Origin of the sequence: Allobosea sp. TAF32 (assembly GCF_052113585.1) — a bacterium.
GTDB lineage: Bacteria > Pseudomonadota > Alphaproteobacteria > Rhizobiales > Beijerinckiaceae > Allobosea.
This window is the reverse complement of sequence record NZ_JBFRDM010000009.1, coordinates 515623-541939: the sequence shown is the minus strand read 5'-3', so window position 1 is coordinate 541939 and position 26317 is coordinate 515623. Positions and strand designations below refer to the sequence as shown.

24 protein-coding genes and 1 pseudogene are annotated in these 26317 nt (G+C 64.6%); 15 read left to right on the top strand and 10 right to left on the bottom strand.

The window, feature by feature from the left end:
• Positions 1-575 precede the first annotated feature (575 nt).
• Complete coding sequence (locus AB4Z16_RS22360; RefSeq protein ID WP_441470813.1) at positions 576-956, top strand: MbcA/ParS/Xre antitoxin family protein; 381 nt, start codon at positions 576-578, stop codon at positions 954-956.
• A gap of 312 nt (positions 957-1268) precedes the next feature.
• Positions 1269-1640 (top strand): c-type cytochrome, encoded by a 372-nt coding sequence (locus AB4Z16_RS22355; protein WP_441470814.1) that lies wholly within the window; start codon positions 1269-1271, stop codon positions 1638-1640.
• Positions 1641-1766: 126 nt separating this feature from the next.
• Here the strand turns inward: AB4Z16_RS22355 and AB4Z16_RS22350 are convergent, their stop codons facing one another.
• Both AB4Z16_RS22350 and AB4Z16_RS22345 read right to left on the bottom strand, forming a co-directional pair.
• On the bottom strand, positions 1767-4001 hold the full coding sequence (locus tag AB4Z16_RS22350) for a xanthine dehydrogenase family protein molybdopterin-binding subunit (protein WP_441513505.1): 2235 nt from the start codon (positions 3999-4001) through the stop codon (positions 1767-1769).
• 12 nt (positions 4002-4013) lie between these two features.
• Positions 4014-4460 carry a (2Fe-2S)-binding protein gene (locus AB4Z16_RS22345; RefSeq protein WP_441470816.1) on the bottom strand — a complete coding sequence of 149 codons (447 nt, stop codon included), beginning with the start codon at positions 4458-4460 and terminating at the stop codon, positions 4014-4016.
• A 337-nt stretch (positions 4461-4797) separates the two neighbouring features.
• Between AB4Z16_RS22345 and tehA the strand changes: the two genes are divergently transcribed.
• The 3 genes from tehA (at position 4798) to AB4Z16_RS22330 (ending at position 8293) form a co-directional block, all read left to right on the top strand.
• The gene (gene tehA, locus AB4Z16_RS22340; protein WP_441470817.1) at positions 4798-5769 is read left to right on the top strand and encodes a dicarboxylate transporter/tellurite-resistance protein TehA; all 972 of its coding nucleotides are present in this window, start codon (positions 4798-4800) and stop codon (positions 5767-5769) included.
• Positions 5770-5831: 62 nt separating this feature from the next.
• Positions 5832-6413, top strand: coding sequence for an NAD(P)H-dependent oxidoreductase (locus AB4Z16_RS22335; protein ID WP_441470818.1), 582 nt, complete (start codon positions 5832-5834; stop codon positions 6411-6413).
• Positions 6410-8293, top strand: a complete 1884-nt coding sequence (locus tag AB4Z16_RS22330; RefSeq protein WP_441470819.1) for a cation:proton antiporter domain-containing protein — start codon at positions 6410-6412, stop codon at positions 8291-8293. Before AB4Z16_RS22335 ends, AB4Z16_RS22330 begins: the two co-directional genes overlap by 4 nt.
• Here the strand turns inward: AB4Z16_RS22330 and AB4Z16_RS22325 are convergent.
• Positions 8284-9072 (bottom strand): alpha/beta fold hydrolase, encoded by a 789-nt coding sequence (locus AB4Z16_RS22325; RefSeq protein ID WP_441513504.1) that lies wholly within the window; start codon positions 9070-9072, stop codon positions 8284-8286. The two genes, AB4Z16_RS22330 and AB4Z16_RS22325, sit on opposite strands and share 10 nt — an antisense overlap.
• Positions 9073-9351: 279 nt before the next feature.
• On the opposite strand from AB4Z16_RS22325, the gene AB4Z16_RS22320 reads away from it, so the two are divergent.
• The 5 genes from AB4Z16_RS22320 to AB4Z16_RS22300 all read left to right on the top strand — a co-directional run bounded on the left by AB4Z16_RS22320 (position 9352) and on the right by AB4Z16_RS22300 (position 15008).
• Complete coding sequence (locus tag AB4Z16_RS22320; protein ID WP_441471081.1) at positions 9352-10338, top strand: GlxA family transcriptional regulator; 987 nt, start codon at positions 9352-9354, stop codon at positions 10336-10338.
• A 185-nt stretch (positions 10339-10523) separates the two neighbouring features.
• Positions 10524-11342: an alpha/beta fold hydrolase gene (locus tag AB4Z16_RS22315; RefSeq protein ID WP_441470821.1), complete on the top strand. Its 819-nt coding sequence runs from the start codon at positions 10524-10526 to the stop codon at positions 11340-11342.
• A gap of 174 nt (positions 11343-11516) precedes the next feature.
• Entirely contained in the window at positions 11517-12275 is a 759-nt protein-coding gene (locus AB4Z16_RS22310; protein WP_441470822.1) for an SDR family oxidoreductase, read from the top strand.
• A 62-nt stretch (positions 12276-12337) separates the two neighbouring features.
• Positions 12338-13588, top strand: coding sequence for an MFS transporter (locus AB4Z16_RS22305; RefSeq protein WP_441470823.1), 1251 nt, complete (start codon positions 12338-12340; stop codon positions 13586-13588).
• Complete coding sequence (locus AB4Z16_RS22300) at positions 13575-15008, top strand: MATE family efflux transporter (protein ID WP_441470824.1); 1434 nt, start codon at positions 13575-13577, stop codon at positions 15006-15008. The genes AB4Z16_RS22305 and AB4Z16_RS22300 overlap by 14 nt, the downstream gene beginning before the upstream one ends.
• A 94-nt stretch (positions 15009-15102) precedes the next feature.
• Here the strand turns inward: AB4Z16_RS22300 and AB4Z16_RS22295 are convergent, their stop codons facing one another.
• The 4 genes from AB4Z16_RS22295 to AB4Z16_RS22280 form a co-directional block, all read right to left on the bottom strand.
• Entirely contained in the window at positions 15103-15822 is a 720-nt protein-coding gene (locus tag AB4Z16_RS22295; RefSeq protein ID WP_441470825.1) for a hypothetical protein, read from the bottom strand.
• Positions 15823-15850: 28 nt separating this feature from the next.
• A complete protein-coding gene (locus AB4Z16_RS22290) occupies positions 15851-16681 on the bottom strand; it encodes an alpha/beta fold hydrolase (protein ID WP_441470826.1) in 831 nt (276 codons plus the stop codon).
• Positions 16682-16783: 102 nt separating this feature from the next.
• Positions 16784-17416 (bottom strand): glutathione S-transferase C-terminal domain-containing protein, encoded by a 633-nt coding sequence (locus AB4Z16_RS22285; RefSeq protein ID WP_441470827.1) that lies wholly within the window; start codon positions 17414-17416, stop codon positions 16784-16786.
• A gap of 52 nt (positions 17417-17468) precedes the next feature.
• Positions 17469-18311 carry an alpha/beta fold hydrolase gene (locus AB4Z16_RS22280; RefSeq protein ID WP_441470828.1) on the bottom strand — a complete coding sequence of 281 codons (843 nt, stop codon included), beginning with the start codon at positions 18309-18311 and terminating at the stop codon, positions 17469-17471.
• Positions 18312-18584: 273 nt separating this feature from the next.
• Here AB4Z16_RS22280 and AB4Z16_RS22275 point away from each other — a divergent pair, with 273 nt between their 5' ends.
• Together AB4Z16_RS22275 and AB4Z16_RS22270 are read left to right on the top strand one after the other, a co-directional pair.
• Positions 18585-18809 carry a hypothetical protein gene (locus AB4Z16_RS22275; protein WP_441470829.1) on the top strand — a complete coding sequence of 75 codons (225 nt, stop codon included), beginning with the start codon at positions 18585-18587 and terminating at the stop codon, positions 18807-18809.
• 76 nt (positions 18810-18885) lie between these two features.
• Positions 18886-20577 (top strand): FAD-dependent oxidoreductase, encoded by a 1692-nt coding sequence (locus AB4Z16_RS22270; protein WP_441513503.1) that lies wholly within the window; start codon positions 18886-18888, stop codon positions 20575-20577.
• Between the two features lie 241 nt (positions 20578-20818).
• Here AB4Z16_RS22270 and AB4Z16_RS22265 read toward each other — a convergent pair whose 3' ends face one another.
• Entirely contained in the window at positions 20819-21478 is a 660-nt protein-coding gene (locus AB4Z16_RS22265; protein ID WP_142022882.1) for a uridine kinase family protein, read from the bottom strand.
• 361 nt (positions 21479-21839) lie between these two features.
• Entirely contained in the window at positions 21840-22733 is an 894-nt protein-coding gene (gene bla, locus AB4Z16_RS22260; protein ID WP_082617698.1) for a class A beta-lactamase, read from the bottom strand.
• Positions 22734-22836: 103 nt separating this feature from the next.
• On the opposite strand from bla, the gene AB4Z16_RS22255 reads away from it, so the two are divergent.
• The 3 genes and pseudogenes from AB4Z16_RS22255 to AB4Z16_RS22245 all read left to right on the top strand — a co-directional run bounded on the left by AB4Z16_RS22255 (position 22837) and on the right by AB4Z16_RS22245 (position 24864).
• Positions 22837-23700: a LysR family transcriptional regulator gene (locus tag AB4Z16_RS22255; RefSeq protein WP_061971247.1), complete on the top strand. Its 864-nt coding sequence runs from the start codon at positions 22837-22839 to the stop codon at positions 23698-23700.
• Positions 23701-23948: 248 nt separating this feature from the next.
• A pseudogene (locus tag AB4Z16_RS22250) lies at positions 23949-24395 on the top strand (alpha/beta hydrolase family protein).
• Positions 24396-24507: 112 nt separating this feature from the next.
• Positions 24508-24864, top strand: a complete 357-nt coding sequence (locus AB4Z16_RS22245) for a DUF2200 domain-containing protein (protein ID WP_061971248.1) — start codon at positions 24508-24510, stop codon at positions 24862-24864.
• A 194-nt stretch (positions 24865-25058) separates the two neighbouring features.
• Here the strand turns inward: AB4Z16_RS22245 and AB4Z16_RS22240 are convergent, their stop codons facing one another.
• Positions 25059-26300, bottom strand: coding sequence for an MFS transporter (locus tag AB4Z16_RS22240; protein WP_061971250.1), 1242 nt, complete (start codon positions 26298-26300; stop codon positions 25059-25061).
• Between the last annotated feature and the right edge of the window lie 17 nt (positions 26301-26317).

Here is a 26317-nt window from a genome sequence, read left to right as displayed (position 1 = left end):
CGACACCTCTGCAACGGGGTAGCCCCGCTCGGTGATCTGCGCGACCGCATCACGCTTGAAATCGTCCGTAAAATGTCCGGGCCCCATCATGGCCTCCTTGCCTCAAAATTAGGGAAGAAGGCGTCCAGGAATCTAGGGGCTATTCAAACATCGCAAAGACCGCGATTATCTGAGGCAGGAACTCGAGCGGCAGCACGGCGGGCCCACTGTGGTCGTAACCCACCATGCGCCGCATCCAGGCTCGGTGCAGCCGCGACATCAGGGTGGATCACTGTCTCCGGCATTCGTGTCGAATCTCGGTTGGCTGATCGAGGCCACCAGGCCGGAGTTGTGGATCCATGGGCACGATCACGGCTCTCACGATTACCTAGTCGGGCAAACGCGGGTGTTTGCCAACCAGGCCGGTTACCCGCGCGATGGATTAAGAGAGAACCCGGGTTTCCGGATCGACTGTATCGTCGAGGTCTAGGTTCGGGCAATGATACTGGCCTTGGCCCGGCTAGGCCCGCGCCGCTCGGGGTTGTCTCTCTTACGCTAACGGGCGCCGTCGTCCTTATCCGAGAAAAGGAATTGTCGTGCCAGGTCAACATTTCCCTGTTTCATCTGCTGAATCGGGCGCGGTCGTCACCAAAGCCGCTATTCGGGCAGCGGACCAGCTCAAGATCAGCTCCGAGACGCTTGCCGCGATCATCGGCGTCAGTGAGGTTACAATCTCGCGCATCAGGCGCGGCGGCTCTGCACTTGAGCCTGGCACAAAGCCGTTCGAGCTTGCCGTCCTTTTCGTGCAGTTGTTTCGCTCGCTCGATGCAATTGTCGGCGGTGACGATGAGATCGCCGCAAGCTGGCTTGCCAGCGCGAACATCCCCCTCAATGCCCGGCCGATCGAGAAGCTGCAGACCGTGGCCGGGCTCGTTGATGTCATCGCCTATCTGGACGCACGTCGCGCTCTCAACTGAGCTTGGAGGGATCTTACCGCTGTAAAAAGGGCGGCCGAGGACATTGCCATCAACGGAGCAGTCATCCTCGCCTTCACGTCGGTCAGATCCACGCCCTCACTCAGGCTGAGCGCCGCAAGCGTAACCTGCTTCGCTCGGATCGCCGGTGGCGGCCAGAGCGCGGTGGCCTCACCCAGCTTCAAGCCGGTGATGGAATATCTTTGCGTCCCGAAACAGCGTGTTTTCGTCCTCGGGCTGCATTCGGCTGCCGCCTAACCTCATCCGCATCCGGATCGCGGCCGCAGTGGCCGGTCTTTGAGAGAGGGATGAGTCATGATGCTGGGAAAACGACTTCTGCTGATCGCCTGCCTTGTGGGGAGTGCCGGTCTCGCGCATGCGGAGGGCGACGCGGCAAAGGGAAAGACGTTGTTCTCCCGCTGCTCCGCCTGCCATGCGGCCGGGAGCCAGAACAAGATCGGACCCGGACTCGCCGGCGTCGTCGGTCGCCCGGCGGCGAGCGCTCCCGGTTTTCGTTACTCGAAGGCGATGACGGGCTCCGGCCTGACCTGGACCGAGGAGCAGCTCGACACCTATCTCGGGGGACCTGCGAAGGCGGTTCCCGGGACGACCATGGCGATCGCGGTCCCGAACACACAGGATCGCAGCGATATCATCGCATTCCTGAAGACGCTGCCTGCGCAGTAGGGGCGGGCCGCCCAAAAACACTCGGGCGCGCGCCGGTGAACATCACCGGCGCGCGCCCTTATCGATGTTCGCTATGCTTGATCTCGAACAGGGGCCGCGACGGCGAAGAGAGTTCTCTCCTCCGGCTCAGCTTCCGAATTTCGCCTTCGACAGAGGCAGGCTTCGGATGTGCCGGCCGGTCAGGGCGGCAACCGCGTTGACCACTGCCGGGGGAACGCCGGGCAGTCCAGGCTCCCCGACGCCGCCCATCGGCGCTCCGCTCTCGACGATCTCGACATGAACCTGAGGCATCGCGGCTCGGGACAGGATCGGATAGTCATCGAAATTGTGAGACTGGCGTAGGCCCCCATCATAGACGAGTTCCTCGAACAGCGTGGCGGAGAGCCCTAGCGCTGCCGCCGACTCGACCTGCGACTTCACGATCGCGGGGTTGACGATGCTGCCGGGATCGAATGCGATCCAGAGGTTGTGAACCTTGACCTCGCCCGCTTCGAGCGAGACCTCGGCGATCGTCGCTGTTTCCGAGCCGAAGGGCGAGGCCATGGCTACGCCGCGCGCCCGCTTGCCGCCCTCCGCATCATAGGGGCCGCGCTTCCAACCGCCCGAGATCGCGGCCACCGTCTCCAGCAGCTTCCGATGGCGTGGCTTGTCCTTCAGCAATTCCATGCGGAGCTGGAAGGGGTCCTGTTTCCCGGCATCGGCCATCTCGTCGAAGAAGCCCTCGTAGAAGTAATCGTTCATCGAGTGACCGACCGAACGCCAGAAGGCGATCGTCACGGGATGGGGGAAGCGGACATACTCCATGCTGCGGGACGCGATGGCATAGGGCTTCTCGACGATGCCCTCGACCGCGGAGCTGTCGACCCCGCCCTTCGCGCCGGCGCCGAAATAGCGTCCCAGCGGTCCTTCTCCAACGGTACGGACCTGGATGGCGGTCGGCTTTCCATCGGGGCCAATCGCGGCCCGGAAGCGGCTGAAGCTCAACGGGCGCAGCGCGTCGCGCTTGAACTCCTCCTCGCGGGACCAGAGCAGCTTGACCGGCTTGCCGGTTTCCTTCGCCAATAGGATCGCCTGCTGGAAGGGATTGCCGGGCCCATAGACGAAATGGCGCCCGAAGAACCCGCCGAGCATCGGCGAATGCAGGATCACCTTCTCCGGCGGCAGTCCGGCCGCCTGAGCCGCGACCGACTGGAACAGCTCGGGCATCTGGTTGGGAAGCCAGAGCTCCAGCGAACCATCCGCGTTGAAGCGCGCGATCGACGAGGGCGGTTCGAGCTGGCCATGAGCGAGGTATGGCGCATCGTACTCGGCCTCTACGGTCTTAACGGCCTTGGCGAAGGCTGCCGCAACATCGCCCTCCTTTTCGGCCGAGACGGCCTGGGCGGTGTTGCCTTTGAGCTTGGATAGCAGGCCCGCCGAAGAGTAGTCCGCCGCGACGGCGTCGAAGCCACTCGCAGGCGGCGCGGACCAGGTCACGTCCGCCGCCTCGACCGCCTTGCGAGCCCGGTACCAGCTGTTTGCGGTGACGGCGACCGCGCCGGGCAAGCGGTGCACGCCATGGACTCCCGGCATGGCCTTGAGCGTGTCTTCATTCGCGATCCCGGTCGGGTTCGTGCCGAGATGCGGCGCATGCTGCACGGCCGCGTAGAGCATGCCGTCGACTTTCTGGTCGATCGCGTAGATCGCTTTTCCGGTCGATTTCTCACGAACGTCGAGCCGGGGTACGGGCTTTCGCAGCCAGCGGAAGGTTGCGGGGTCGCGCAGCTTCACCTCGGCGGCGGGGGTGAGCTTCAAGGCCTCCTCGGCGAGTTCGCCATAGGCTACGCGCCGACGGGATGCCGCGTGAACGACATGGCCGTCTTCGGTCGTGAGACTGTCGGGCTTGACCTTCAGGCGCGCCGCGGCTGTCCGAATGAGCATTTCGCGCGCGCTGGCGCCGAGCCGGCGCATCGGCATGTAGCTTGAGCGCGTCGAGAAGCTGCCGCCCGTCATCCGCAATCCGTCGATGACGGCGTAGTCGGGTCCGGGTGGCGCGCATTCCACCTCGAAGCGGGCCGGGTTGACGTCGAGCTCCTCGCCGATCGTCTGCGCCATGCCGGTGTTGATGCCCTGACCGCCTTCGACGAAGGGGCTGAGGATCTTGAAGCTGTTGTCCTTGCCGATGACCAGGAAGGCGGCAACGCGTGTGCCCGGCTTGACCGCCTGAGCGGTCTGGGCGCGCGCTGGGATGGCGGGCAGCAGAGCGCCCAGCACCAGCGAGGCCGCGCCACCGAGAACGCCCCGGCGAGAGAGATTGGCGACGCCTTCGACGGGGATCAGCGCAGTTGCGTTGGTGGACTTGATCGCTGCGAGCATGTTCATGTCGATCCCTCCTCAACCAGCGGCCTGATGGATCGCCGCTGCGATCCGATTGTAGGTCCCGCAACGGCAGAGATTGGTCATGGCGTCCTGGATGTCCGCATCGCTCGGCTTCGGCGTCTGCTTGAGTAGCGCGGTCGCGGCCATGACCTGTCCCGACTGGCAATAGCCGCATTGCGGCACCTGCTGCGCCACCCATGCCTCGACGACCTTATGGCCGACAGGATCCTGCTCGATCGCCTCGATCGTGCGGATTTCCGCGGTGCCGACGCTGTCGAGCGGCATCTGGCAGGACCGGACGGCCTGACCGTCCATTAGTACAGTGCAGGCGCCGCATTGGGCGATGCCGCAGCCGTATTTCGTCCCGGTCAATCCCAACGTATCGCGCAGAACCCAAAGCAAGGGCGTCTCCGCTTCCGCATCGACCTCATATGCAGCCCCGTTGACCTTGATGCTTGTCATGACCGCTTCCCACTGCGCGAATGAAGCATGAACCTTAAAGGGGGCGGGGCCAGCGCGCAGGACGAAGACGAGGCGATTTCGGACAAATCCCTTCGAGAGCCACGAGCGCGTCTGTGGTGCAAAGACAGGCAATCGGGACGTCCCGCGCAGGGATGTTTCGCGCCCACGTCCCGAATTGCCTCGTCTTCGTCCTGCGGTCCTGCTGGGTTTGCCGCTAAGGTCCGCCATGTCCCGACCGGGCCGATGAGATGCGGAGATATTCCTCGCTCGCGGAGGCGCGCGTCTCATTAAGCCACCTAGCCGAACAACCCAAAGCCCAACCCGGATGGACAGATCCATGAGCAAACCCCTCGCCATCCCCGCCTCCTTCTTCGGCATGGTCCTGGGGCTGATCGGGTGGGGCAATAGCTGGCGGGCGGCGCATGAGGTCTGGGGGCTGCCGGCTGCGATCGGCGAGGCCCTGATGCTGGCAGGCGGTTTCGTCTGGGCCGTTCTCCTTGTCCTCTTCGCCGCCAAATGGCTGGCGGCTCGCAGCGAAGCCATCGGGGAGGCGAACCACCCGGTCCAGTGCTGCTTCATCGGGCTGGTCGGAGTTGCGACGATGCTGGTTGCGATTGCCGCCAACCCCTATTCCAGCCCCGTCGCGGTGGCGCTTTTTGCGGCGGGATTGACCTTCACTCTGGTCTTCGCCCTGTGGCGCACCGGCATCCTCTGGCAGGGCACGCGCGATCTGGCCGCGACGACGCCAGTCCTCTATCTGCCGACGGTCGCAGGTTCCTATGTCACCGCGATCGGCCTGACGACATTCGGGCTCGGAGACTGGGGCCGCCTCGCCTTCGGGGCTGGCCTCCTGAGCTGGTTGGCGATCGAATCCGTTCTGCTCCACAGGCTCTACACAGCGCCGGAGATGCCGCCGCCGCTGCGGCCGGTGCTGGGCATCCAGCTGGCTCCGCCTACGGTCGGCGCCGCGGCCTATCTAAGCGTCACGAGCGGCCCGCCTGATATCGTCGTCTACGGCCTGATCGGCTACGGCTTGCTGCAGCTCCTGCTGCTCGCGCGGCTGGCACGGTGGATCTTCGCTGCCGGTGTCACAGCCTCGGTCTGGGCTTTCACCTTCGGGCTCACCGCGCTGGCAACGGCGATGGTCAAACTCGTCGGCCGCGGCGATGCAGGTCCGGTCTCCGTCCTGGCGCCCGTCGTGTTTGCATTCGTCTCGATCGCGATGGGCGCGATCGTTCTGCGGACACTCTGGCTCCTAGTCAGGGGAAGGCTGCTGCCAGCCCCACCGGCTCCGTCGGCCACGCGCTGACCGCCGCGACGTCCTCCTCCAGATCAAACGCCCCGACGACGATGCAAAACTCAGCAGACCACATGATCTTGAGCCCGGTCGCAGAGGAGACGAACCCGGTCGAGCCGACTGGCCTGCTTGTCATCGCTCACCCGCGGCTCGACCGCAGCGTCGTGAACGCCCGCCTGGCGAAAACGGCGGCCGAGCAGCCCAGGATCGAGATCCACGATCTCTACCAAGCCTATCCAGACTATCAGATCGACGTCGCTGCGGAGCAGGAAAGGCTGCTGCGCCACAAGGTGATCGGGATCCAGTTCCCGCTGTTCTGGTATTCGGTGCCGGCTGTCCTCAAAGAGTGGTTCGACCTCGTCTGGCTTCACGGCTTCGCCTATGGCGGCAGCGCGCCGCGCCTTGCCGGCAAGACCTTGTTCTGTGCGGCCTCCACCGGCGGCGATGAGCGGAGCTACCGCGAGGACGGTCGCAACGGTTACAGGGTGGAGGAATTCCTGCGGCCGCTGGAGCGGACAGCGGCGCTCTGCCAGATGCACTGGGCCGCGCCCCATCTGCTCCATGACGCCCCTCGGTTGCGTGGAGAGCAGCTGGAGCAGGCAGCGCAGGGATATAGGCGCTATCTCGACAATCTGATGCGGGAGACCGTCATATGAGCACCGGCGAAATCCTGGTCCGGACCTTCGTCTATCTGCTTGCCGGCGTCATCGCCGTCCCTCTGGCCAAGCGTTTGGGGCTCGGATCCGTTCTCGGCTACATCATCGCAGGCGCCGTGATCGGCCCGGGCCTGCTCTCCTTGACGGGCGATATTGCCGCCGTCAGCCATGTCGCCGAATTCGGCATCGTCATCCTGTTGTTTCTCATCGGCATGGAGGTTCGCCCTGCGCTGCTGTGGCAGATGAAGGGACTAATCTTCGGGCTCGGCATGGCACAGATGCTCGCCGTGTCGGTGGTGATCACGCCCATAGCCATGATGCTGGGGCTCTCCTTCGCGGTCTCGGTGACGCTTTCTCTCATCCTCGCGATGAGTTCGACCGCGCTCGTCATGGCCACACTGGAAGAGAAGGGGCAGCGGTCGGGGACCATCGGCCGTGCCTGCTTCGGTGTGCTGCTGTTTCAGGATCTCTCCATCATCCCGCTGTTCCTCGTCGTTCCGCTGCTGGCGTCGAACGCATCTGCGGCAGCGGAGGGCAATCCGGCCGCCTGGCTGCGCGGCGCCGAGGCCTTGGTGGCAGTAGTCTTCGTCGTCCTCGCAGCCCGGTTCGCCGTCAGGCCTCTGTTCCGATTTATCGCGGCAACGCATTCGCGCGAGGTCTTCACCGCAGCGGCATTGATGCTCGTCGTCGGCGTGGCGGCTCTGATGACCGTCGTCGGTCTGTCGCCGGCTCTGGGTGCCTTCATCGCCGGGGTTGTCCTCAGCGAAACCGAGTTTCGGCAGGAAATCGAGAGCGACATCGATCCGTTTCGCGGCTTGCTGCTGGGGCTGTTCTTCATCACGGTCGGAGCGGGACTCGATCTCCAACTGCTGCGAAGCCAGCCGCTTTCCGTCATCGCGATCGCGGTGGGCCTGATGCTCGCCAAGACGCTCGCGATGTACGCGGCCTCCCGCGCCTTCCGTTTCCGTCCCATCGAGGCGATTTCGCTGGCTGTCCTGCTCGCGCAAGGCGGGGAGTTCATCTTCGTCTTCATCGGCTTCGCCAAGCAGTTTGCGCTGCTGCCCGAGCAGCTGTCGCGCCTGCTGCCTGCCGCCGTTGCCATCTCGATGCTGCTGTCGCCGCTGCTGATGCTCTTGCTGGACCGCATCATCCGTCGCCGGATCGCTCCGTCGCAGCAGGCCGCGCCAGACGTCCAATTCGAGGATCGCGTCGATGTCATCGTCGCCGGGTTCGGCCGTTTCGGGCAGATCGCGGGCCGGTTGCTGCAGGCCAACGGCCTGCGGATCTCGATCATGGACACGAGCCTGACCCAGATCGAAATCCTGCGCCGCTTCGATCAGCGCGTGAATTTCGGGGATGCAACCCGGCTCGACCTTCTTCGCGCCGCGGGAGCGGAAACGGCAAAGATCCTCATCGTCGCCATCGACGAGCGCGAGCAGATCAGCCATCTGGTCGAAACGGCTCGGACGTCGTTTCCGCACCTCGTGATCCTCTCGCGTGCGTGGGATCGGCGCCATGCCTACGAGCTGCTGCGCCTTGGAGCGGATCACGTCGAGAGCGAGACCTATGAATCCAGTCTTTCGATCGGGAAGGAAGCCTTGATCCGTTTCGGTTTTCGCGCTCACCGGGCGCATCGGTCTGCAGCCTTGTTTCGAATGCACGACCGCTCGCTCTTTGGTCGGAGCCGGCCATCGAGTGCAGACGAGAATGGGTTCCTGCAGGCGTCGAAGGCCGCCGCATCGACCCTGGCCCAGCTCCTTGCCGCAGATCTTGAAAATGAGCGCTCGCACCGGGGCCAGGAAGAGGACTGGGGCACGCGCGGGCTCTACGGGGAACTCACCGCCGACACACGGGAAGCCTCGGGCGGCGGTCAGACCTGACGATAGCCGCCCGTGACCCAGGCCGAAACGGCATCCATATAGCCCGCGGCATCATCCTCCCAGACGAAATGGCCGGCATGGAATACCCGGTGGGCGGCATGGGGAAGGTTTCGCGCCAGAAGCTCGCCGTTGGCCGGCGGCACGATGGGGTCGTCCTTGCCGGAGATCACGAGGACGGGCGTCGTCACCGTCGGCAAGAGGGCCTGGAGCCTCGGCAGATCGCGCGGATAGGCCCTGACATAGTCCGCGGCCTCGATCCAGCGCCGCCCCAGTGAGGACAGGCGGAAATCTTCCATAGCCTCGGCCGGTGGGGTCGCACGCGTCAATCGGGTGATCGTGCCGACGACCTGGGCGCCGCCGTCGGGCTCGCCATACGTCCCCGGCTTCGCCTCGATCACGCTCCGCAAGCCCTTGCCGAGCAGGCCCATGTCGACGCCGCCGCTGCCGACCACGAGGCTTTCGAACAGGTCGGGCCGGGTGGCCGCCGCGAACAGCATCGCCGAGGTGCCCACGTCGGGACCGATGGCATGCCACCGTGCGATGCCGAGCTCTGCGGCCAGGCGGATGACGAATTGCCCCATGGCTGCCGGCGACATCAGTTCGGAGCGATGATCCGAGCGCCCGAAGCCCGGGAGATCGACCGCAATGACGGGGCCGAGCTGCATCAGGTCGTCCCAGATCGCGTGAAATGCGTAGATGCTCTGCGGCCAGGGCGCAGTGATGAGGATCGGTAGGCCGAGCCCCGGGCTTCGCAGAATCCGAAGCTTATACCCCTCCACGGGGATGAACCCAGGCTTGAGAGGATCAAAAATGGCTTTGACCATGATGCCGCCTCGCTGATGCACCTTGCGGGATGTAGACGGATATTCGGCGGCTCGATCCGTCAAAGACACGCCGATTTGGGACAATCCGCGCGATCCGTCAGCCTTGTGTCTTGAAGCCTGCGCGCCGCTGGCTATGTCGCCCAATGGTGGCCGACTGGCGTGACGGCTTTCGAGCCCCGCTCTGCCGTGCATGAAATCATGCTATCAAGCGAAACCGGTGAGGTGGAGGTGCGGATGAGACATGTCGGCTTCATCATGGAAGACGGTTTCCAAGTCATGGGCTTGGCTGCCTTGTCTGCATTCGAGTTCGCCAACCTGCAGCTTGGCCGCCACGCCTACTCGGTCTCCGTCATGTCGGAGAGAGGCGGGGGCATCTTATCTACCTTGGGCATGAAGGTTGAAACCGTCCCGCTAGGGGAATTTCCCGACACCCTCATGGTTCTCGGCGAGTTGCGTCCGCGGCCCCTTACGACGGCGTTGCGCGATTACATCGCCGCTGCCGGCCAGCATTCCCGCCGTGTCGCTGGCGTCTGCACAGGCGCATTCGCGCTGGCGGAAGCAGGTCTGCTCGATGGGAAATCAGCCACGACGCACTGGGCCCATGCCAAGACGCTGCAGGAGCGTTACCCCGCCGTGCGGGTCGACGACGACCGCATCTTCATCAAGGACGGCAATGTCTGGACATCGGCAGGAATGAGCTCCGCGCTCGATCTAGCCCTGGCGCTGATCGAGGATGACTATGGCGCGGAGCTGGCCCGGGGAGTCGCGCGCCGGCTCGTCATCTATCATCGGCGGCCCGGTGGCCAGTCGCAGTTCTCGGCCTTGCTTGAACTTGAGCCGCGCTCCGATCGCGTGAAACGAGCGCTCGTCTATGCCAAAGAGAATCTCCGCAACGCCTTGACCGTCGAGGAACTCGCGGATGCGGCGAGCCTGAGCCCACGGCAGTTCACCCGCGTGTTTCGCGAAGAGACCGGGCAATCCCCGGCGAAGGCTGTCGAGCGGCTGCGCCTGGAGGCGGCGAAGGCGATGCTGGAGGATGGCAGGCATCCGATGGATATCGTCGCTCGCGATACCGGCTTTGCCGATCGCGATCGGATGCGCAGGGCTTTCCTGCGCTTCTTCGGGCACCCGCCGCAGACGCTGCGTCGCAATCTACGCCTGGCGGAAGCGCAGGAACAGGCAGGCGACGTGACATCTGGCATGGCCGAGGCTGGCGAGTAGTTCCCCGGCCAGCGAAGCCATCGCACCCAACTCGGTTCGCATAACGCGTCAGGTGCCGCTCCGGCAGCCAAAAGAAGACGCCATGGCGGCGGCCATGTCCGGAATTGCCGCCTTGTTGACTTAGGAGCGGACGACTGTGGGGCCTAGCTTGTCTCGACCGTCAAGGTCGAACGCCGGAGGCAAGCGTGGCCGTCAAATCCGAGATCAATGCGCTGGAAACATCCTTCGGGCGGTTGGCATGGCGTGAAGACGGACCGATCGGCGGTTTGCCGCTGGTCCTCCTTCAGCGCTTCCGCGGCACGATGGACGATTGGGACCCGGCCTTCATCGCGGCGATCTCACAAGACAGGCGGGTGATCCGCTTCGACAGCGTGGGCATAGGGCGCTCCGATGGGAGCGTGCCGGAGACGGTCGCGGGACTCGCCGCCGTCGCGGCCGAATTCATCCAGCGTCTCGGCTGCTCGCAGGTCGATCTGCTCGGCTGGTCGCTGGGTGGCGTGGTCAGCCAGCAATTCGCCCTCGATTTCCCGGCGCTCGTCCGCCGGCTCATCGTGGCGGGGTCGAGCCCGGGGCCGGTCGCCGACGGTCCGCAGCAGCATCCGCGAGTGCCGCAGATCATGACAAAGCCGGAAAACGACGCCGACGATTTCCTGTTCCTGTTCTATCCGGAGAGCGAAAGCGCGGTCGCTGCCGGCCGCAGCTCGCTCGCCCGCATCGCCACGGCGCCAGGTCGGGGGCCGCCGGTCAGCGCTGTGTCGTTCATGGGGCAGGTTAAGGCGGTGTCGAGCTGGCCTGGCGTACTGCACCGCGCCAAGGAGCTGAGGCTGCCGATGCTCGTCGCGAACGGCGCTCACGACGTGATGCTGCCGGCCTATCGTTCCTATGTGCTCTCGCAGCAGGCGCCAGATGCCAAGCTGGTGCTTTATCCGGACGCGGGACACGCCTTCCTGTTTCAGCACATCGACGACTTCGCGGCCGAGATCGATCGCTTTCTCGAAGGCTGAGCCCAGCCCGCAGACCGCGCGGCCGTCAACGTTCGGCGATAGCGAGATTTCGCGACGCAATGTCTCAAATCGACGCTTATGTGTCATTTGAGACATTGCGATTGTTTGCGATTGTCGGTCCATCGGCGGCGGGGAGTGCCCGGTCTGCCTCAACGAGAGATACCAGGTGACGCCATGCAGATGACCGGCAACACGATCTTCATCACCGGGGGGACCTCGGGCATTGGGCGGGGCCTGGCCGAGGCATTCCACAAGCTCGGCAACAAGGTGATCGTGGCGGGGCGCCGCCGGGCRCTGCTCGACGAGGTGACGACGGCCAATCCGGGCATCGATGGGATCGAACTCGACATCGCCGATGCCGCCGATATCGAACGGGTGGCTGGCCGCCTGACGCAGGCCTATCCGACCCTGAACGTGCTGATCAACAACGCCGGCATCATGCCCTTCGACGATGCGGGCGGCACGATCGACGATGCGACGTCGCGCAAGATCATCGACACCAATCTGCTCGGGCCGATCCGGCTGACATCGGCGCTGATTGGGCATCTGAAGGCCCAGCCACGTGCGACGGTGATCCACAACACCTCCATCCTGGCCTATGTGCCGCTGGCGACAACGGCTGTGTATTCGGCCACAAAGGCAGCCCTGCACTCCTATGCGCTGTCGCAGCGCTTCATGCTGCGCGAAACCGGCGTTTCGGTGCAGGAGATCGCGCCACCCTGGGTCGATACCGACCTCATCAAGAAGAGCGGCGACTCTCGCGCCATGCCGCTCGACATCTTCATCGAAAAAACGATGGCCGGTCTCGCCACCGAGGCGGCAGAGGTGATCGTCGACGAGATTAAGGCGCTGCGGGATAACCCAGGCAGCGGTGAGCACGCGCTGGTGCAGGGCTTCAATCTCGAACTGATCGCCAATCCCATTCCGGTCTGATCCGTAGAGGCGCCCCCATGTCGGTCCGGCAGGGGGAGCCTGCGGCGTTTGGAGCGCTCTCGATGATTCATGACAAGCCGCTATCCTCCGCGGCTAAGGCCCCCGCCGCCGTCGAAGCGATGGCGTCGAAGCCGGTTGAGGAAGGCTCTCTTCTGCCCCCGGCCTTTCTCGCGCTCGGCACCTTCGCCATCGGAACCGAAGGGTTCATGATCGCGCCGCTTCTGCCGACCATCGCCGACGACCTCGGGATGAGCCTCTCGGCGACGGCCACGCTGGTCGTCGTCTTCACGCTCGTCCTTGCCGTAAGCTCGCCGATCTCGACCGTCTTGACCGCGAGCTTGCGGCGGCGCGATACGCTGCTTCTCGCCATGGCGATCTTCACCGCCGGGAACCTCATCGCAGCGCACTCCTCGTCCTTCGCGGCGCTGATGCTCGCCCGCATCATGATGGCGGTCGCGTCGGGGCTCTACATTCCGGGAGCGAACTCGCTGGCGGGAGTCATCGTACCTGCGGGCAAGCGCGGACGTGCGCTCGCCATCGTCAGCGGCGGCATGACGATCGCCATCGCGCTCGGCCTGCCTCTCGGCGCCATCGTCGGCCATGCTTTCGGCTGGCGAACCACCTTTCTCGCCGTGGCTGCGATGGGACTCGTCGCGATCGTCGGAATCGGTCTCGGGATTCGCTCCGACGCCGGGTTCGGGATTGCGGTGGCGAGCCTGAAGCAACGGCTCGGGGTGGTCCGGCGCCCTGCGATCCTTCGCCTCCTCGCCGTAAGCCTGTTCTGGGCGATCGGCGCCTTCACGGCCTACCCCTACATCGCTCCCTATCTGAAGGCGGTGCTCGGTTTCGGTGCCACCGGAATCAGCGCGACGGTCTCGATGTGGGGCCTCGCCGCAGCGATCGGCGTCACGGTCGGCGGCACGCTGAACGACCGCTTCGGATCGAACCGGGTGGTGCGGAGCTCTCTCATCGCTCTTTCAATCTCCTTTGCAGCTCTCGCCGTTGCGACGTTGTTGGCGCCGGCAGGGGCTCTCGTAGTCGCGCTCCCTGCCATCGCGGCCTGGGGCTTCAGCGTGTGGTCGCTGTTTCCTGCCCAGATGGCGCGGCTGATCGCGGCCGGGCCAGTCTCGGAGGCATCCGTTGCGCTCGCGCTCAACACCTCGACCACGTATCTCGGCTTCTCCATCGGATCGGCGATCGGTGCCGGTATCATCGGTATCGGCGCGGTCTGGGCCATCGGCGCGATGGCGGCGCTGGCTGAACTGGTGGCGATGATGCTCGATCGACGCGGGGCAGCCCATGCGACGCGGTGACGACGCCTCTGCGCCGGGGGCGCCCGGCTCACTGCCCGGTTCCTCGGCCGAGCTCGCGAACCGCGCGGGGTCGGCTGTGCCCGTCGATCCGCGCACCAGACGCATGCTCGAAGCGCCCGTGCTGCCGCTGCTGGTCCGGATGGCCTGGCCGAACGTGCTCATCATGCTCGCCCAGGCATCGAGCGGGCTGATCGAGACCTGGTTCGTGGCCAAGCTCGGGACGGAGGCGCTGGCGGGCATGGCGCTCGTGTTCCCGACCGTCATGCTGATGACGATGCTCTCGAACGGCGCGATCGGCGGCGGCATTTCCTCGGCCGTGGCGCGTGCGCTCGGCTCCGGACAGCGCGCACGGGCTGACGCTCTCGTCCTGCACGCGATCGTCTTGAACCTCGCCCTCGGCCTCGGCTTCTCGGCCCTGTTCCTCATCTTCGGCCGGCCGATCTATCGTCTGCTCGGCGGCTCCGGCGGCGATCTCGAGGCGGCCTTGACCTATTCGGGCGTCGTCTTCGCCGGCAATGGCCTGATCTGGCTGATGAACGGGCTCGCCAGCGTGATCCGCGGCACGGGCAACATGGCATTCCCGGCCATCGTCAGCTGTGTCGGAGTCGCCCTGCTGATCCCGATCTCGCCCCTACTGATCTTCGGCTTCGGCCCCATTCCGGCTCTCGGCATCGCGGGAGGAGGGGTGGCGCTGCTCACCTTCTACGCCGGCGGAACGCTCGCCATGGCGTGGTACGTCCTCTCGGGGCGCAACCCGGCGCGGTTCCACTGGGTGCGCCTGCATTGGGAGCCGCTCGCCGGCATCCTGAAAGTCGGCGCGCTCTCGGCGCTGCAGTCGCTCCAGACCAACCTCATCGTCGCTGGCGCGACCGCGATCGTCGCCGCCGCGGCCGGGGTGGATGCGGTCGCGGGCTTCGGGACAGGCGTCCGGCTCGAATATCTGCTGGTCCCAGTGATCTTTGGCATCGGCGCGCCGATGGTCGCGCTCGTCGGCACCAATATCGGCGCGGGCCAGCGCGAGCGGGCACTGGAGATCGGGCTGAGCGGAGCGGGCCTGTCCTTCGCGATCACCGAAGTCATCGGTATCGTGGCCGCGCTGTTTCCCGCCGCCTGGCTCGGGCTGTTCAGCGCCGAGCCCGCGATGATCGCGACCGGCAGCGCCTATCTGCGGATCGTCGGCCCCTTCTACGGCTTTTTCGGGCTCGGACTGTCGCTCTACTTTGCCAGCCAGGGCGCGGGAAAGCTGCTCTGGCCGCTGGGCGCCGGCGCGCTTCGCCTCGTCGTCGCACTGCTCGGCGGCTGGCTTGTCTTGCGGCTCACGGGTTCGCTCGAAGCCTTCTTCGCCTCGCTGGCGCTCGCACTCCTGGCCTATGGGCTGGCGATGTTCGCTGCGGTGAAGGCGGGCGTCTGGTTCAAATAGCCCGGATCCGGAGTCGTGCACCGGAGTGGGCGAACCATTGGCGAGCGGATCATGCGCAGGGCCGCGGCATAGAGGCAGCGGCCCTGCTGCGGAATCAGGCCAGCCGGATGTCCGAAAGGTCGATCGAGACGACCAGCGGCTCGGCAAGCGAGGTTCCATCCGGCTGACGCGGGTAGATGCGCCGCTCGGTCGGGAAGCGGAGACCCTGCACCTCGACATAGCTGCCGATATAGTGTGCGCCCGGCGTGTTCCCGGCGATCTCGACATCGTAGTCGTGACGCTTCAGCAAGCCGGCATCGTCGACGTAGAGCGTCTGCACGGTGCTGTGCGTGGCGATGTCGGAGGGAAACGCCACTTCGAGCTTCTGCCAGGTCTCACCCTTCTCCCGCCACTCCCCGACGGATCGGCTGACGACGCCGGGCGCAGCCAGCAGGAACGGCATGTTGAGATAGGTCCACATCGCAATCCCGGCGAAATAGGCCAGTTGAGGCTCTGTCCATGGTGTTTCGAGCGTATGCCCGGCGAAGGAGGCGCGAGGCTCGTCCAGCTCCTCGACGATCTTCCCGGCGGCGTCCCTGATCTCGACGCGGCCCGGCTCGAAGCGGGTCACCTTGCCCTCCGGCCCGAACGGCGAATGAGAAGCCCACTCCCGCCCGAGCCCGACCGTGACGTTCGTCTCGTCTAGCTTGCCGCCATGCCCCTTGAGCGGCCAGAGCACGCCGCCCTGCCGAAGGTGGGCGGTCAAGGTGGTGAAATTCTTCCATCTGTCGAGCCCGCCATGGGCATCGATGATCTTCCGTGCCAGAGCGTCCATGTCGTCATCCTGTCGTTTGCTGTGTAGTTCAGGCGCCGAGAAAGGTCTCGACATGCGAAACGAATGTTTCCGGATACTGGAGCAGCGCGCCGTGGCCTGAATCCGGATAGATAATCAGCGTGGTGCTGCTCATGTTCTTGAACATCTCGTAGGCATTGATCGACGGGAACATCGTGTCGTCGCTGCCATGGACGATGAGCGTCGGCTGTCGGATCGCCCTGAGCGAGGCGTGATCCGGGTCCGGCTCCGCGCACCAGCGGATGATGGCCTGCGCCTGCGGGTTGCTGACGGCCTCGCCCCGGTCCGGATCACGGTCGCTCGTCCGGGCGCCGGCGCGGTCGATGAAGGCGGCGCCGGCGGCCTGGCTGGCTTCGGACGGCGTGAAGAAGAGGGGAAGCCTGACGTCGCGTGCGTTCCGGGCGAAGGCCTCTTCGACCACTTGCAGCAGATGCTCCTCGCCGCCGCGCGGAGCCGTACCGGCGAGGATCATCCGGCGGACATCGACCGCGCCGCGCGTCGCCATCACCTGGGCCAGAAAGCCGCCGAGCGAGAAGCCAAGGAGATCGACCTGCTTCAGGCCGAGCGCTGCGATGAAGGCTTCGGCATCGGTGACCTGCTGCTCGACGCTGTCAGGTGTTTCGCCGGAGGAGGTGCCGACGCCGGCATTGTTAAAGGCGATCACCGGCCGCCGCGCCGCCAGCGCATTGACCACCGCCGGATCCCACGCGTCCATTGTGCCGGTGAAGTGCTGCAGCAAAACGAGCGGAATACCCGCCTCCGGCCCGAGCCGGCGATAGGCGAAGCGCACACCGCCGCTATCGATATAGCGCGTCGGAGTCCGTTCGAGAGTATCAGGCATGGTCGGTTCCTTTCGCTTCGAATGAAGATGAGCCCTTCCGAAAGCGGTGGCGCCTGCGCAGCCGCTCGAAAGTTGTTCGGGTTTGTGTCGGCGGATGGACGCTCAGGGTGCCGGTGTCGGATCGTCGAGGCTGACCATGCCGCGTCCTTCGGCGTGAAGCGCGGCCTTGACCGAATGCCTCGTTCCGACCAGCCGAAGGAAAGCCGCCAGCCGGGGATAGGCGTCGAGCGCTATGCCGTAGAAGCGCGTCCAGCTGGCGATGACGAAGAGATAGGCGTCGGCAGCGGTGAAGGTTTCACCGGTGAGGAACGGGCCAACCATCCCTTGTTCGGCGAAGGCGAGACGTCCCCGGATGCGGGCGAGGACGAGCTCGCGCATCGGCGCGTCGATCTTCCAGTTGAGCGGGATGAAGCTCTTGTGCAGCTCGGCGGCGACGAAACTTTGCCACTCCATGACCCGGTAGCGCGCCATGGTGCCGGGAGCAGGCATGAGATCGCGTCGCTCCGCCCGATCGCAGATGAATTGCGCGATCACCATGTTCTCGGTCAGCCGCTCGCCACCGGGAAGCTCCAGCAGCGGCACCATGCCTCTGGGAGCCACGTCGCGATAATCCGAGCCGTCCGCCCGCTGCTTTGCCGTCACGTTGACGACCTCGAGATCGAAGGGCTCCCCGATCTCGCGCAATAGGATGTGCACCGAGAGCGAGCTCGCACCCGGATGGACATAAAGCTTCATGCAACAGCCCTCCTGGCAGGTGCCTCGGCACGAGTGCCGAGGCACCGCTTCATCAGGCCTTCACGAAGGCGAGCAGATCCGGATTGATCACGTCGGCATGGGTCGTGAGCATGCCGTGCGGATAGCCCTTGTAGAGCTTCAGCGTGCCGTTCTTCAGCAGCTTCACTGCCTTGAGGGCGGCATCCTCGTAGGGCACGACCTGGTCGTCGTCGCCGTGCATCACCAGCGTCGGCACGTTAATGGCCTTCAGGTCCTCGGTCTGGTCGGTCTCGGAGAACGCCTTGATGCCGTCGTAGTGGGCCTTGGCCGAACCCATCATGCCCTGGCGCCACCAGTTCTGGATCGTGCCCGGGATCGGCGTCACGCCCGGCCGGTTGAAGCCGTAGAACGGCCCGGTCGGCACATCGAGGAAGAACTGCGCGCGGTTGGCCGCGAGCGCGGAACGGAAGCCGTCGAACACCGCCATGGGCAGTCCTTCGGGATTCTTTTCGGTCTTCACCATGATCGGCGGGATAGCCGACACGAGAACCGCCTTGGCCACGCGGCCCTGCGGCTGACCGAACTTGGCGACATAGCGCGCGACCTCGCCGCCACCGGTCGAGTGGCCGATATGCACGGCATTGCGCAGATTCAGGTGCTCGGCCACCGCGGAGGCGTCCGCAGCATAATGGTCGATGTCGTGCCCTTCGCTGACTTGCGATGAGCGACCATGACCACGCCGGTCATGCGCCACCACGCGATAGCCGTTGTGAAGGAAGAATAGCATCTGCGCGTCCCAATCGTCCGATGACAGCGGCCAGCCATGGTGGAAGACGATGGGCTGGGCGTTCTTCGGTCCCCAATCCTTGTAGAAGATCTCCACGCCGTCCTTGGTGGTGACGTAAGCGGCGCTCATGGCATGTGTTCCTTTCGATGCTTGGACAGTGGAGAAGGGAGTAGCGAAGGCGGGAGCCGGAAGAATTGCGGCTGCCGCTATACCGACCGCTGCGGTCAGGACCGTGCGGCGGCTCTCGGTGGAACCTGGATAAGACATGACGGTGGCCTCGAAAAACTTGCTCCAAAGAGCAGTAAAGCCAATCCGGATTCACTGACGGACAAAGAAGCCTGAGATCGGGACATATCGACCTCTGCCGCTCGTAGGAGCCGACGATGCGTCGAGAGAGTGCGGGTGCGCCTGACGGGCTTCGCTCCGGAGGCGCTCACGCTGATGGGGGCCATGAACCTCGCGGCGCTCAATATCGCCAACGCCATCGGCGCCTGGGCGGGCAGCGTGACGATTGCGGCCGGCTACGGCCCGCTGTCCGCTGTATGGGCGAGCTTCGGGCCGACGCTCCTGGCCCTTCTGGTCTTCGCGCCCATCTTGCCGAAGGCGCCGCAGTTCGCGCCGGCGTGATTGCGGTCAAGCTCCTCATCTGGTCGGATGGCGTCGCGCGCGAGAAGTGGCATAGGCCCGATACGGAGGTCACCCCATGGCAATCGGCGATGCTCGGCGAGAGCAGATTTTTCCGACACTGTCCGCCCTTCAGATTGCGACGTCGCGTCGCTTCGCCAGCGGCGCACCGCGCCGCTTCGGTCCGCGTGAGGTCGTCTACGAGATCGGCGCCCGCGACGCCCCCTGCTGGCTGATTCTCGATGGCTCGGCTGACGCGATCCGACGCGGCGCGGCCGGCCGGTCGTCGCTGGTCACGACCTACGGTCCCGGCCAGTTCACCGGCGAGACCAATCAGCTCTCGGGCCGTCCATCCCTCATGTCGGTCGTGGCGGGGGATGCTGGTGCGGTCGCGATCCCTTTTGATGCGCCGCATCTCCGCGCGCTCGTCATCGGATCGGCGGATGTCGGTGAAACGATCATGCGCGCCTTCATCCTCCGGCGCGTCATGCTGATCGAGGAGGGGCAGACCGGCGGCGCAGGATCAATCCAGGTCGGACGCCGGGATGATCCGGGCATCGTCCGGTTGTCGGGTTTTCTCACCCGCAACGGCTACCCCCACACCGTCATTGCCGCGTGCGAGCCGGAGGGGCGCGAACTCGTCGAACGGCTCGGCGTCGCCCCCGAAGACCTGCCGCTGATGATCTGCCCGAACGGCACATTGCTCAGAAGCCCGAGCAATGCCGATGCCGCGACCTGTCTCGGCATCACGCCGGATCTCGATCCGAAGACTGTCCATGACGTGGCGGTCATCGGGGCCGGGCCAGCCGGGCTTGCCACTGCCGTCTATGGCGCATCCGAAGGGTTGTCGGTCCTGGTCCTGGACAGCCGCGCCTTCGGCGGCCAGGCGGGCGCGTCCGCCCGGATCGAAAACTATCTCGGCTTTCCGACCGGCATCTCCGGACAAGCCCTCGCGGGCCGGGCGTTCAATCAGGCGGCGAAGTTCGGCGCCGAGCTTGCCATTCCGCTGACCGTCGAATTGCTCCGCTGTCACGGAGCGGATGCGGAAGCCCCGTTCACCCTCGAGCTCAGCAATGGAGGCACCGCGCGGTCGCGCACCATCGTGATCGCCTCCGGAGCGCGTTACAGGCAGCCCGACATTCCCAACATCGAAGCGCTGGAAGGGGCGGGCGTTTCCTACTGGGCATCGCCCGTCGAGGCGCGGTTGTGTGCCGGCGAGGATGTCGTCCTGGTTGGCGGAGGAAACTCGGCGGGCCAGGCGGTTGCCTATCTCGCGCCGCAGGTCAGGCATCTGCACCTGGTGGTGCGCCGCCCCCTCGAGCAGACCATGTCCCGGTACCTGATCGATCGGATCGCGGCCTTGCCCAACGTCGAACTCCATGTGGACAGCGAAATCGTCGATTTGCACGGCGACCGGGCGACTGGCCTGACCGGGACGAGGTTTCGGGACCGCCGGACAGGTGCGATCCGGGAGTGCACATCACACCACCTCTTCCTGTTCATCGGCGCCGATCCCAATACGCACTGGCTCGACGGCTGTGTGGCGCTCGACGCAAAGGGCTTCGTTCTCACGGGGGAGCGCGCCGGCGACGGCGAGCGGCTGCCGCTCGAAACCAGTTGCCCAGGCATCTTCGCCGTCGGAGACGTGCGGGCCGGTTCGACCAAGCGGGTCGCCGCCGCCGTTGGCGAAGGCGCCGCCGTCATCGCCCAGATTCATTCCGTCCTGACACGGAACGTCGGGCCCGCATTGAATGCGGTGCGGCAAGCTTGATGGAGCGTGGCCTCTGCATCGCGTCACGGCCAGCGGAGTTGAGGTGCATGCCCGGTCCCAAGGAGTTTTGAAAGCCTCCGAGTGGCGGGACCGAAACGCGCCATAAGCGGAACTTGCAACTCTGCCAGAAAGCCGACATTCCGCGGTGCCGGTCGAGACAAAAGCTCGTCGAGCCGGTTCGCGTGTCAGCGCAGGGATCTCTGCCACAATTTTTCAGCAGCTTCATCAGGTCCAATCACGGTCAATCATCCGAATTGGCCGCGTCGAAGACCGCATCGAACCGGACCAGGGGCATAACCTCACGGAAGTAGTGCTCTTCGGCTTCATGCCATTGGCGCTCCCAGGGACCTATAATGCCCTCTCTCACAAGCAGTCTTGCTTTGCGGAAAGCGTCTGAAGCTGTCACGAGAACTTTCATGTCGATGAGGTCCGCGAGTTCCGGCCGAGCCGAATAGACGCCCTCGAGGATAACGACGGATCGCGGTGAAAGCTCAGACACGCTTGACTGCAACCTGCCGTCAAAAGCTTCCCAATCGAACGCGCGCCAACTGGCAGCGCGACCCTGCCGCAAGGCGCCCAGCACAGCGCGCTGGCGGGGCCAGTCGATACAGTCGGCAGCGCGGATGGCGGGGGCATCTGATCGCAACCCAGTGCCGCCGGCAAAGAAGTCGTCACCCTCAATGAGCGCCGCTCCCACCTTATCTGCTAGCAGCGCTGCCAGAGTCGACTTGCCCACGCCGCTGCGTCCGTCGAGCGCAATCACATAGGGCCCATCCGCCTTGGCCGCGTGCAAGTGGATCTGACGAGCGAATGTGCTGGTATCGGAGAAATGCATCAGCGTCTGGCTTCCTGGTAAGTCCGGCGCGATACGCCTCGGATGAAGAAGCTGCTGTCCCGCCATGCCGGTCAGCGTTCCCGTGCAACACTCTGCAAGCAGGTGGCTCTTTCCTCGTTTAGTTATAATCGACCCAGCTATTCTGCGGCGGGATCAATCTCCGCGAGGAACCATTCTCTGAAAGCGCGTATCGCACGGGCTTCCGGTCGCGATTTGAGGCGTGAAAGCCATTATGCATCGGTGGTACCTCCAATTATAGCGGTTGTCGCAGCGTGATCCATGCGCGGGCATCATCGTGGATCACGTTCGACTCGCATCCATCGTGCGCTATCAATGGGCATTCGACTTCCACCGACAACCGTTACCCCGACCTCAGTGGTTGCAGTTTGCCACGGAAAATATCGGCGAATGCTGACGACCGGCTCCCCTAGCGAGATGGAAGCCCGAATGCCTTCATGGCTTGACGCGTCGCATCCGCTACGACGGCATCAATGGCGCCCGGTGTTGCGTCTTGTGCGCCCGTGAAGAACACGCAGATCAGGATCGATGGTCCGCTTGGCGGCCAAATGATGCCGATATTGTTGTGCGTCCCCCGCGCGCCCGTGCCGGTCTTGTGGCCGACGGTGTAGCCGGCGGGGACGCCGGCCTTGATCCGGCCGGCCCCGGTGGGTGTCTCGGTGATCCAACGCGTAAGCAACTGCAGGTGCGCCGCTGAAAGCAAGTTGCCGCGCAAGACGCGGTCGAGGTTGGCCACATATTGCTCGGCCGTCGTGGTATCGCGCATATCGCCGGGCAAGGCGCTATTCAGCTCAATTTCCAGTCGATCCACGCGCGTGACGTGGTCGTCAATGCTGCCATACCACTGCTGGAAGGCAGCCAGTCCGCCCATTTCGCGGATCAGAATATTTGCCGCGGGGTTGTCACTAACCTCGACTGTCGCTTTGCACAGCTCTTCCAGCGTGAGCGTTCTGCCGATGGCCGGCTGCGTGACCGGCCCATGCGGCACCATGTCGGCAGCCGTGATCGGGACGTCTCGGTCTAGCCGATCGCGCCCCTGCTGCACGGTCTGCATCACATAAGCTGCGAGAAACAGTTTGAATGTCGAACAGAAAGCGAAGCGTTCGGTTGAGCGCCAGCCGACCCGCTGGCCGTCCCGCGTCGCGAAAAGCCCGAGACGGCCTCCATGGCGGGCTTCAAGAGACTTGAGATCGAGACTAGTCCCAGGAGCAGCCGCGGCATGCCCGGCGCCGACTAGAGTGGCGCCGGCGCCGATCAAGAATGAGCGCCGGTCCGCAAGGAAATCAATGGTGCGAGTTGTCATGTGCGTTGCGTCTCCAGAGGGAGGCGCAGAGGTAGCGAGGCCGCATGGCCCTAGCCAAATGATCGTTACTCAGATTTGATATGAATAAAATTGGGGCTTCTGGATGGATGTTTCGAGATTGCCGCTCATCGCGCTGCGCGCCTTTGAAGCGTCGGCGCGGCTCGGTAGCCTGACCAAGGCGGGGATGGAGCTGCGCGTGGGCCAGACCGCAATAAGCCATCAGATCAAGCTGCTTGAGAAAGATCTCGGCTTCACGCTGTTCGAGCGCTTGCCGCGTGGCATCGCTCTGACCGAGGAGGCGCAGGCGCTGCTGCCGGTGTTGACGGATGCGCTACGTCGGGTCAGCGACAAGGTGCACCAACTGCGTACCGGCGGCACGGCCGAGATTCTCACGATCGGCGTGGTCAGCAGCTTCGCCCTCGGGTGGCTCCTGCCGCGCCTGCAGGACTTCAACGCGCGGCACCCGCAGATCGAGGTGCGGATCAAGACGAACAACAACCGTGCCGACACGCTCCTCGACGGCCTCGATCTTTTCATTCGTTTCGGTGACGGTGCCTGGCACGGCACAGAGGCGGTCGAGCTGATGCAAGCCCCGCTCGCTCCGGTCTGCAGCCCTGGCCTCGCCATGTCAGTCCGCACTCCGGCTGACCTGCTGGCCCAGCACCTCCTGCGCTCATACCGCCAGGACGAATGGCCGCTCTGGTTCCTTACCGCGGGACTGACCCCGCCGGTCGCGCGGGGCTGGATTTTCGATAACTCGCTGGCCTTGGTCGAAGCGGCAGCGCAAGGTCTCGGTGTTGCGCTGGTCCCCGCCGCGATGTTCTCGCGCGATATCTCTTCCGGTCGGATTGTACAGCCTCTCGACGTCGGTATCGTTACCGGGGCCTACTGGATGACGCGATTGAGGTCACGGACCGAAACCGGCGCCATGGTGGCCTTTAAGAGGTGGATTGTCGCCGAGCTTTAAGCTGAGCATGGAGACGATTGTTTTCAAAGGCGTGCGCCAACAATGGACACTAGTGGTCAGTGTGAAAGCGGGCAGAGATCTGGACAACGCAACCGAAGAGCCGGCACTGACCTGAGAGAGAGGCACGGGCCCGGCCGCAAGCCGAACAGTGCCGAAGGAGTCGCCGCCACTGCTCATTGGGAAGGCTCCGACGCGGGAGATCTGCTGCGGTAAGTTTGCGGCTGACAGCGGCCCCGTGGGACAGCGCAATGTTTCTTTTCGACGGCCCCGACCAGGCCGACGTGACGATCCTCCTGGCGCATGGGGCCGAAGCTCCGATGGGCTCGCGATCAATGACGGCGTCCGCAAATGCCTTAGCCGGAGAGGGCTTTCGCGTTGCCCGCTTTGAGTTCGACTATATGGCGGCGGCGGACCGCAGTTGGGCGCATGCCGTCGGCCCGCGCTGAAAAGCTAAACCCGCGATATATCGCTGCCGTCGACGCGCTCGGCAGGGAGAGCTTGTTATCGGTGGCAAGTCGATGGGCGGGCGCGCCGCGAGCATGGTCGCGGACACGCTGTTAGAGAGTGGACGGATTCGTCGCCTTCTTTGCCTCCGTTATCCTTTCCATCCGCCCGGCAAGCCGGAGCAATTGCGCACCGGCCACCTTGTCGATCTGAAAAATCCCACCCTCATTGAGCGGCCGATCATCTCGTGACCATGTCCGACGCAACTCTTACCTGGGCCGGGCAGCTCAAACCCCCGGCAGGGTCGCGATATGAAGATGGACATCGGGAAACGCCACGAGCAGCGCCGGGAAAGAGCAAGTGATGACGCAGCACCGCATCTACAGAATGAGCTTTGCCAAGATTTATCCTCTTCTGGTCGCCAAGGCGGAGAGGAAGGGGCGCACGAAGGTGGAGGTCGACCAGATCATCCACTGGCTGACCGGCTACGGCCAAGAGGCACTTGCCTCTCAGCTGGCGAAAAACTCGGACTATGAGACCTTTTTCGCCCAGGCGCCGGCACTCAATCCCGCGCGCCTCAGCATAAGGGGAATTGTCTGCGGTGTCCGCGTCGAGGAAATCGCCGAGCCAGTGATGCGGGAAATCCGCTACTTGGACAAGCTCATCGATGAACTCGCCCGAGGGAAGGCGATCGACAAGATCTTATGCCGTCGACCATAGTCAGCGCGCTTGCCGGGGGGACGCCATTCTTAGATTTTGGACAAGGAACCGAACCTGTTCGCGTATAGCGACGCCCTTCAAGGGCGCGCGCTCCGGGTCACCAAATACGCTGCGTTAGACTGCGAAGGAGTGTTCGGAGGTGCGGCCAAGGCGACCGAATTCCACCGCGGCTCAATAGGGTGGGATGGATTGGCTCATCTGCTCACCCTGCCAGCGGAGGCTCGACGTGCCGCCAGAAACATGACGGCAGCGGCACCGGCGTTTGCGAGAGCGCTGACGGCAATGGGTATGACGTAGCTATGGCTGCGATCGTAGATGAAGCCTGCCGCGCCTGGGCCAACGAGCGTGCCTAGGGCAACGCTCGAATAGAGCACCCCGATGATGCGGCCGGCATGACGCGCACCGAACAGATCGGCGACCACTGCTGGCAAAATCGCGACCCACCCTCCGTAGAAGAGACCGAAGATCAACGCAAACAGTATGAGCTGGCTCAAGGAGCCACCAAGGATCCAGGTCGGAAGTGAGGCGGCCATGCCAATGTACATGGCGATCAGGAAGCTCTCGCGGCCCATCCTGTCCGCGATGCCGCCGAGGAAGAAGCGGCCGATCGTGCTGCCGATGCCGATGGCACCAAGCAGCCAGACTGCCGCCGAAGCGGGAACACCATGGTCGACCGCGTAGGGCGCGAGATGCACGAACGGTACGAAGACACCAAGCGCGCTCAGGAACGACGCAAGATAGAGCCCCGCAAATCGTCGCGTCCGGATTGCTTGGCCCACGGGCGTATCATTGCCCGCCTGCAGGGAGCCAACGACGATGGTACGTGTGATGCCGTCGGGCTGCAGGCCGCGGCGGCCAGGCTCGTCCTCCATGACGAACGCCGCTGCCAGGCCGACCACGATCGCGAGGACGCCGAGCGTGGTGTAGGCGTTCCGCCAGCCGATGTCCGCGATCAGCCAAAGCGCGAACGGCGGCATCACGAGCGTCCCGACGCCAATGCCGCTGACCGCCAACCCGGATGCGAGACCACGGCGCTTGACGAACCAGCGTTGCACAGCGCCAAGTGTGGGCACATAGGCACAGCCGACACCGACGCCGATACCGATGCTATAGGCCGCATAGACCTGGAGAATGGTTTGCGCCTGTCCGGCCAGAATGAGGCCGAGGCCGACTAGCGTCATTCCGATTGCGGAAAGCGCCTTCACGCCGATTCGATCCGCGAGCGGCGCGGAAACGATGCCGAGCGAGAAGTACATAAATCCGGCCAGCGAAAAAACCGCCGAGACCGAACCGCGCGATGCCGCGAACTCGTGCTGGAGCGAGTCCAGGAACGAGCTGAATGTGTATGCGCTCCCGAAGCCGACGAAGGTTATGACGAAGGCTGCGGCGACCACAAGCCAACCGTAAAAAATCGCCGATTGCCTTTCCAGGTTCATGATTATCCTCTGTTGGC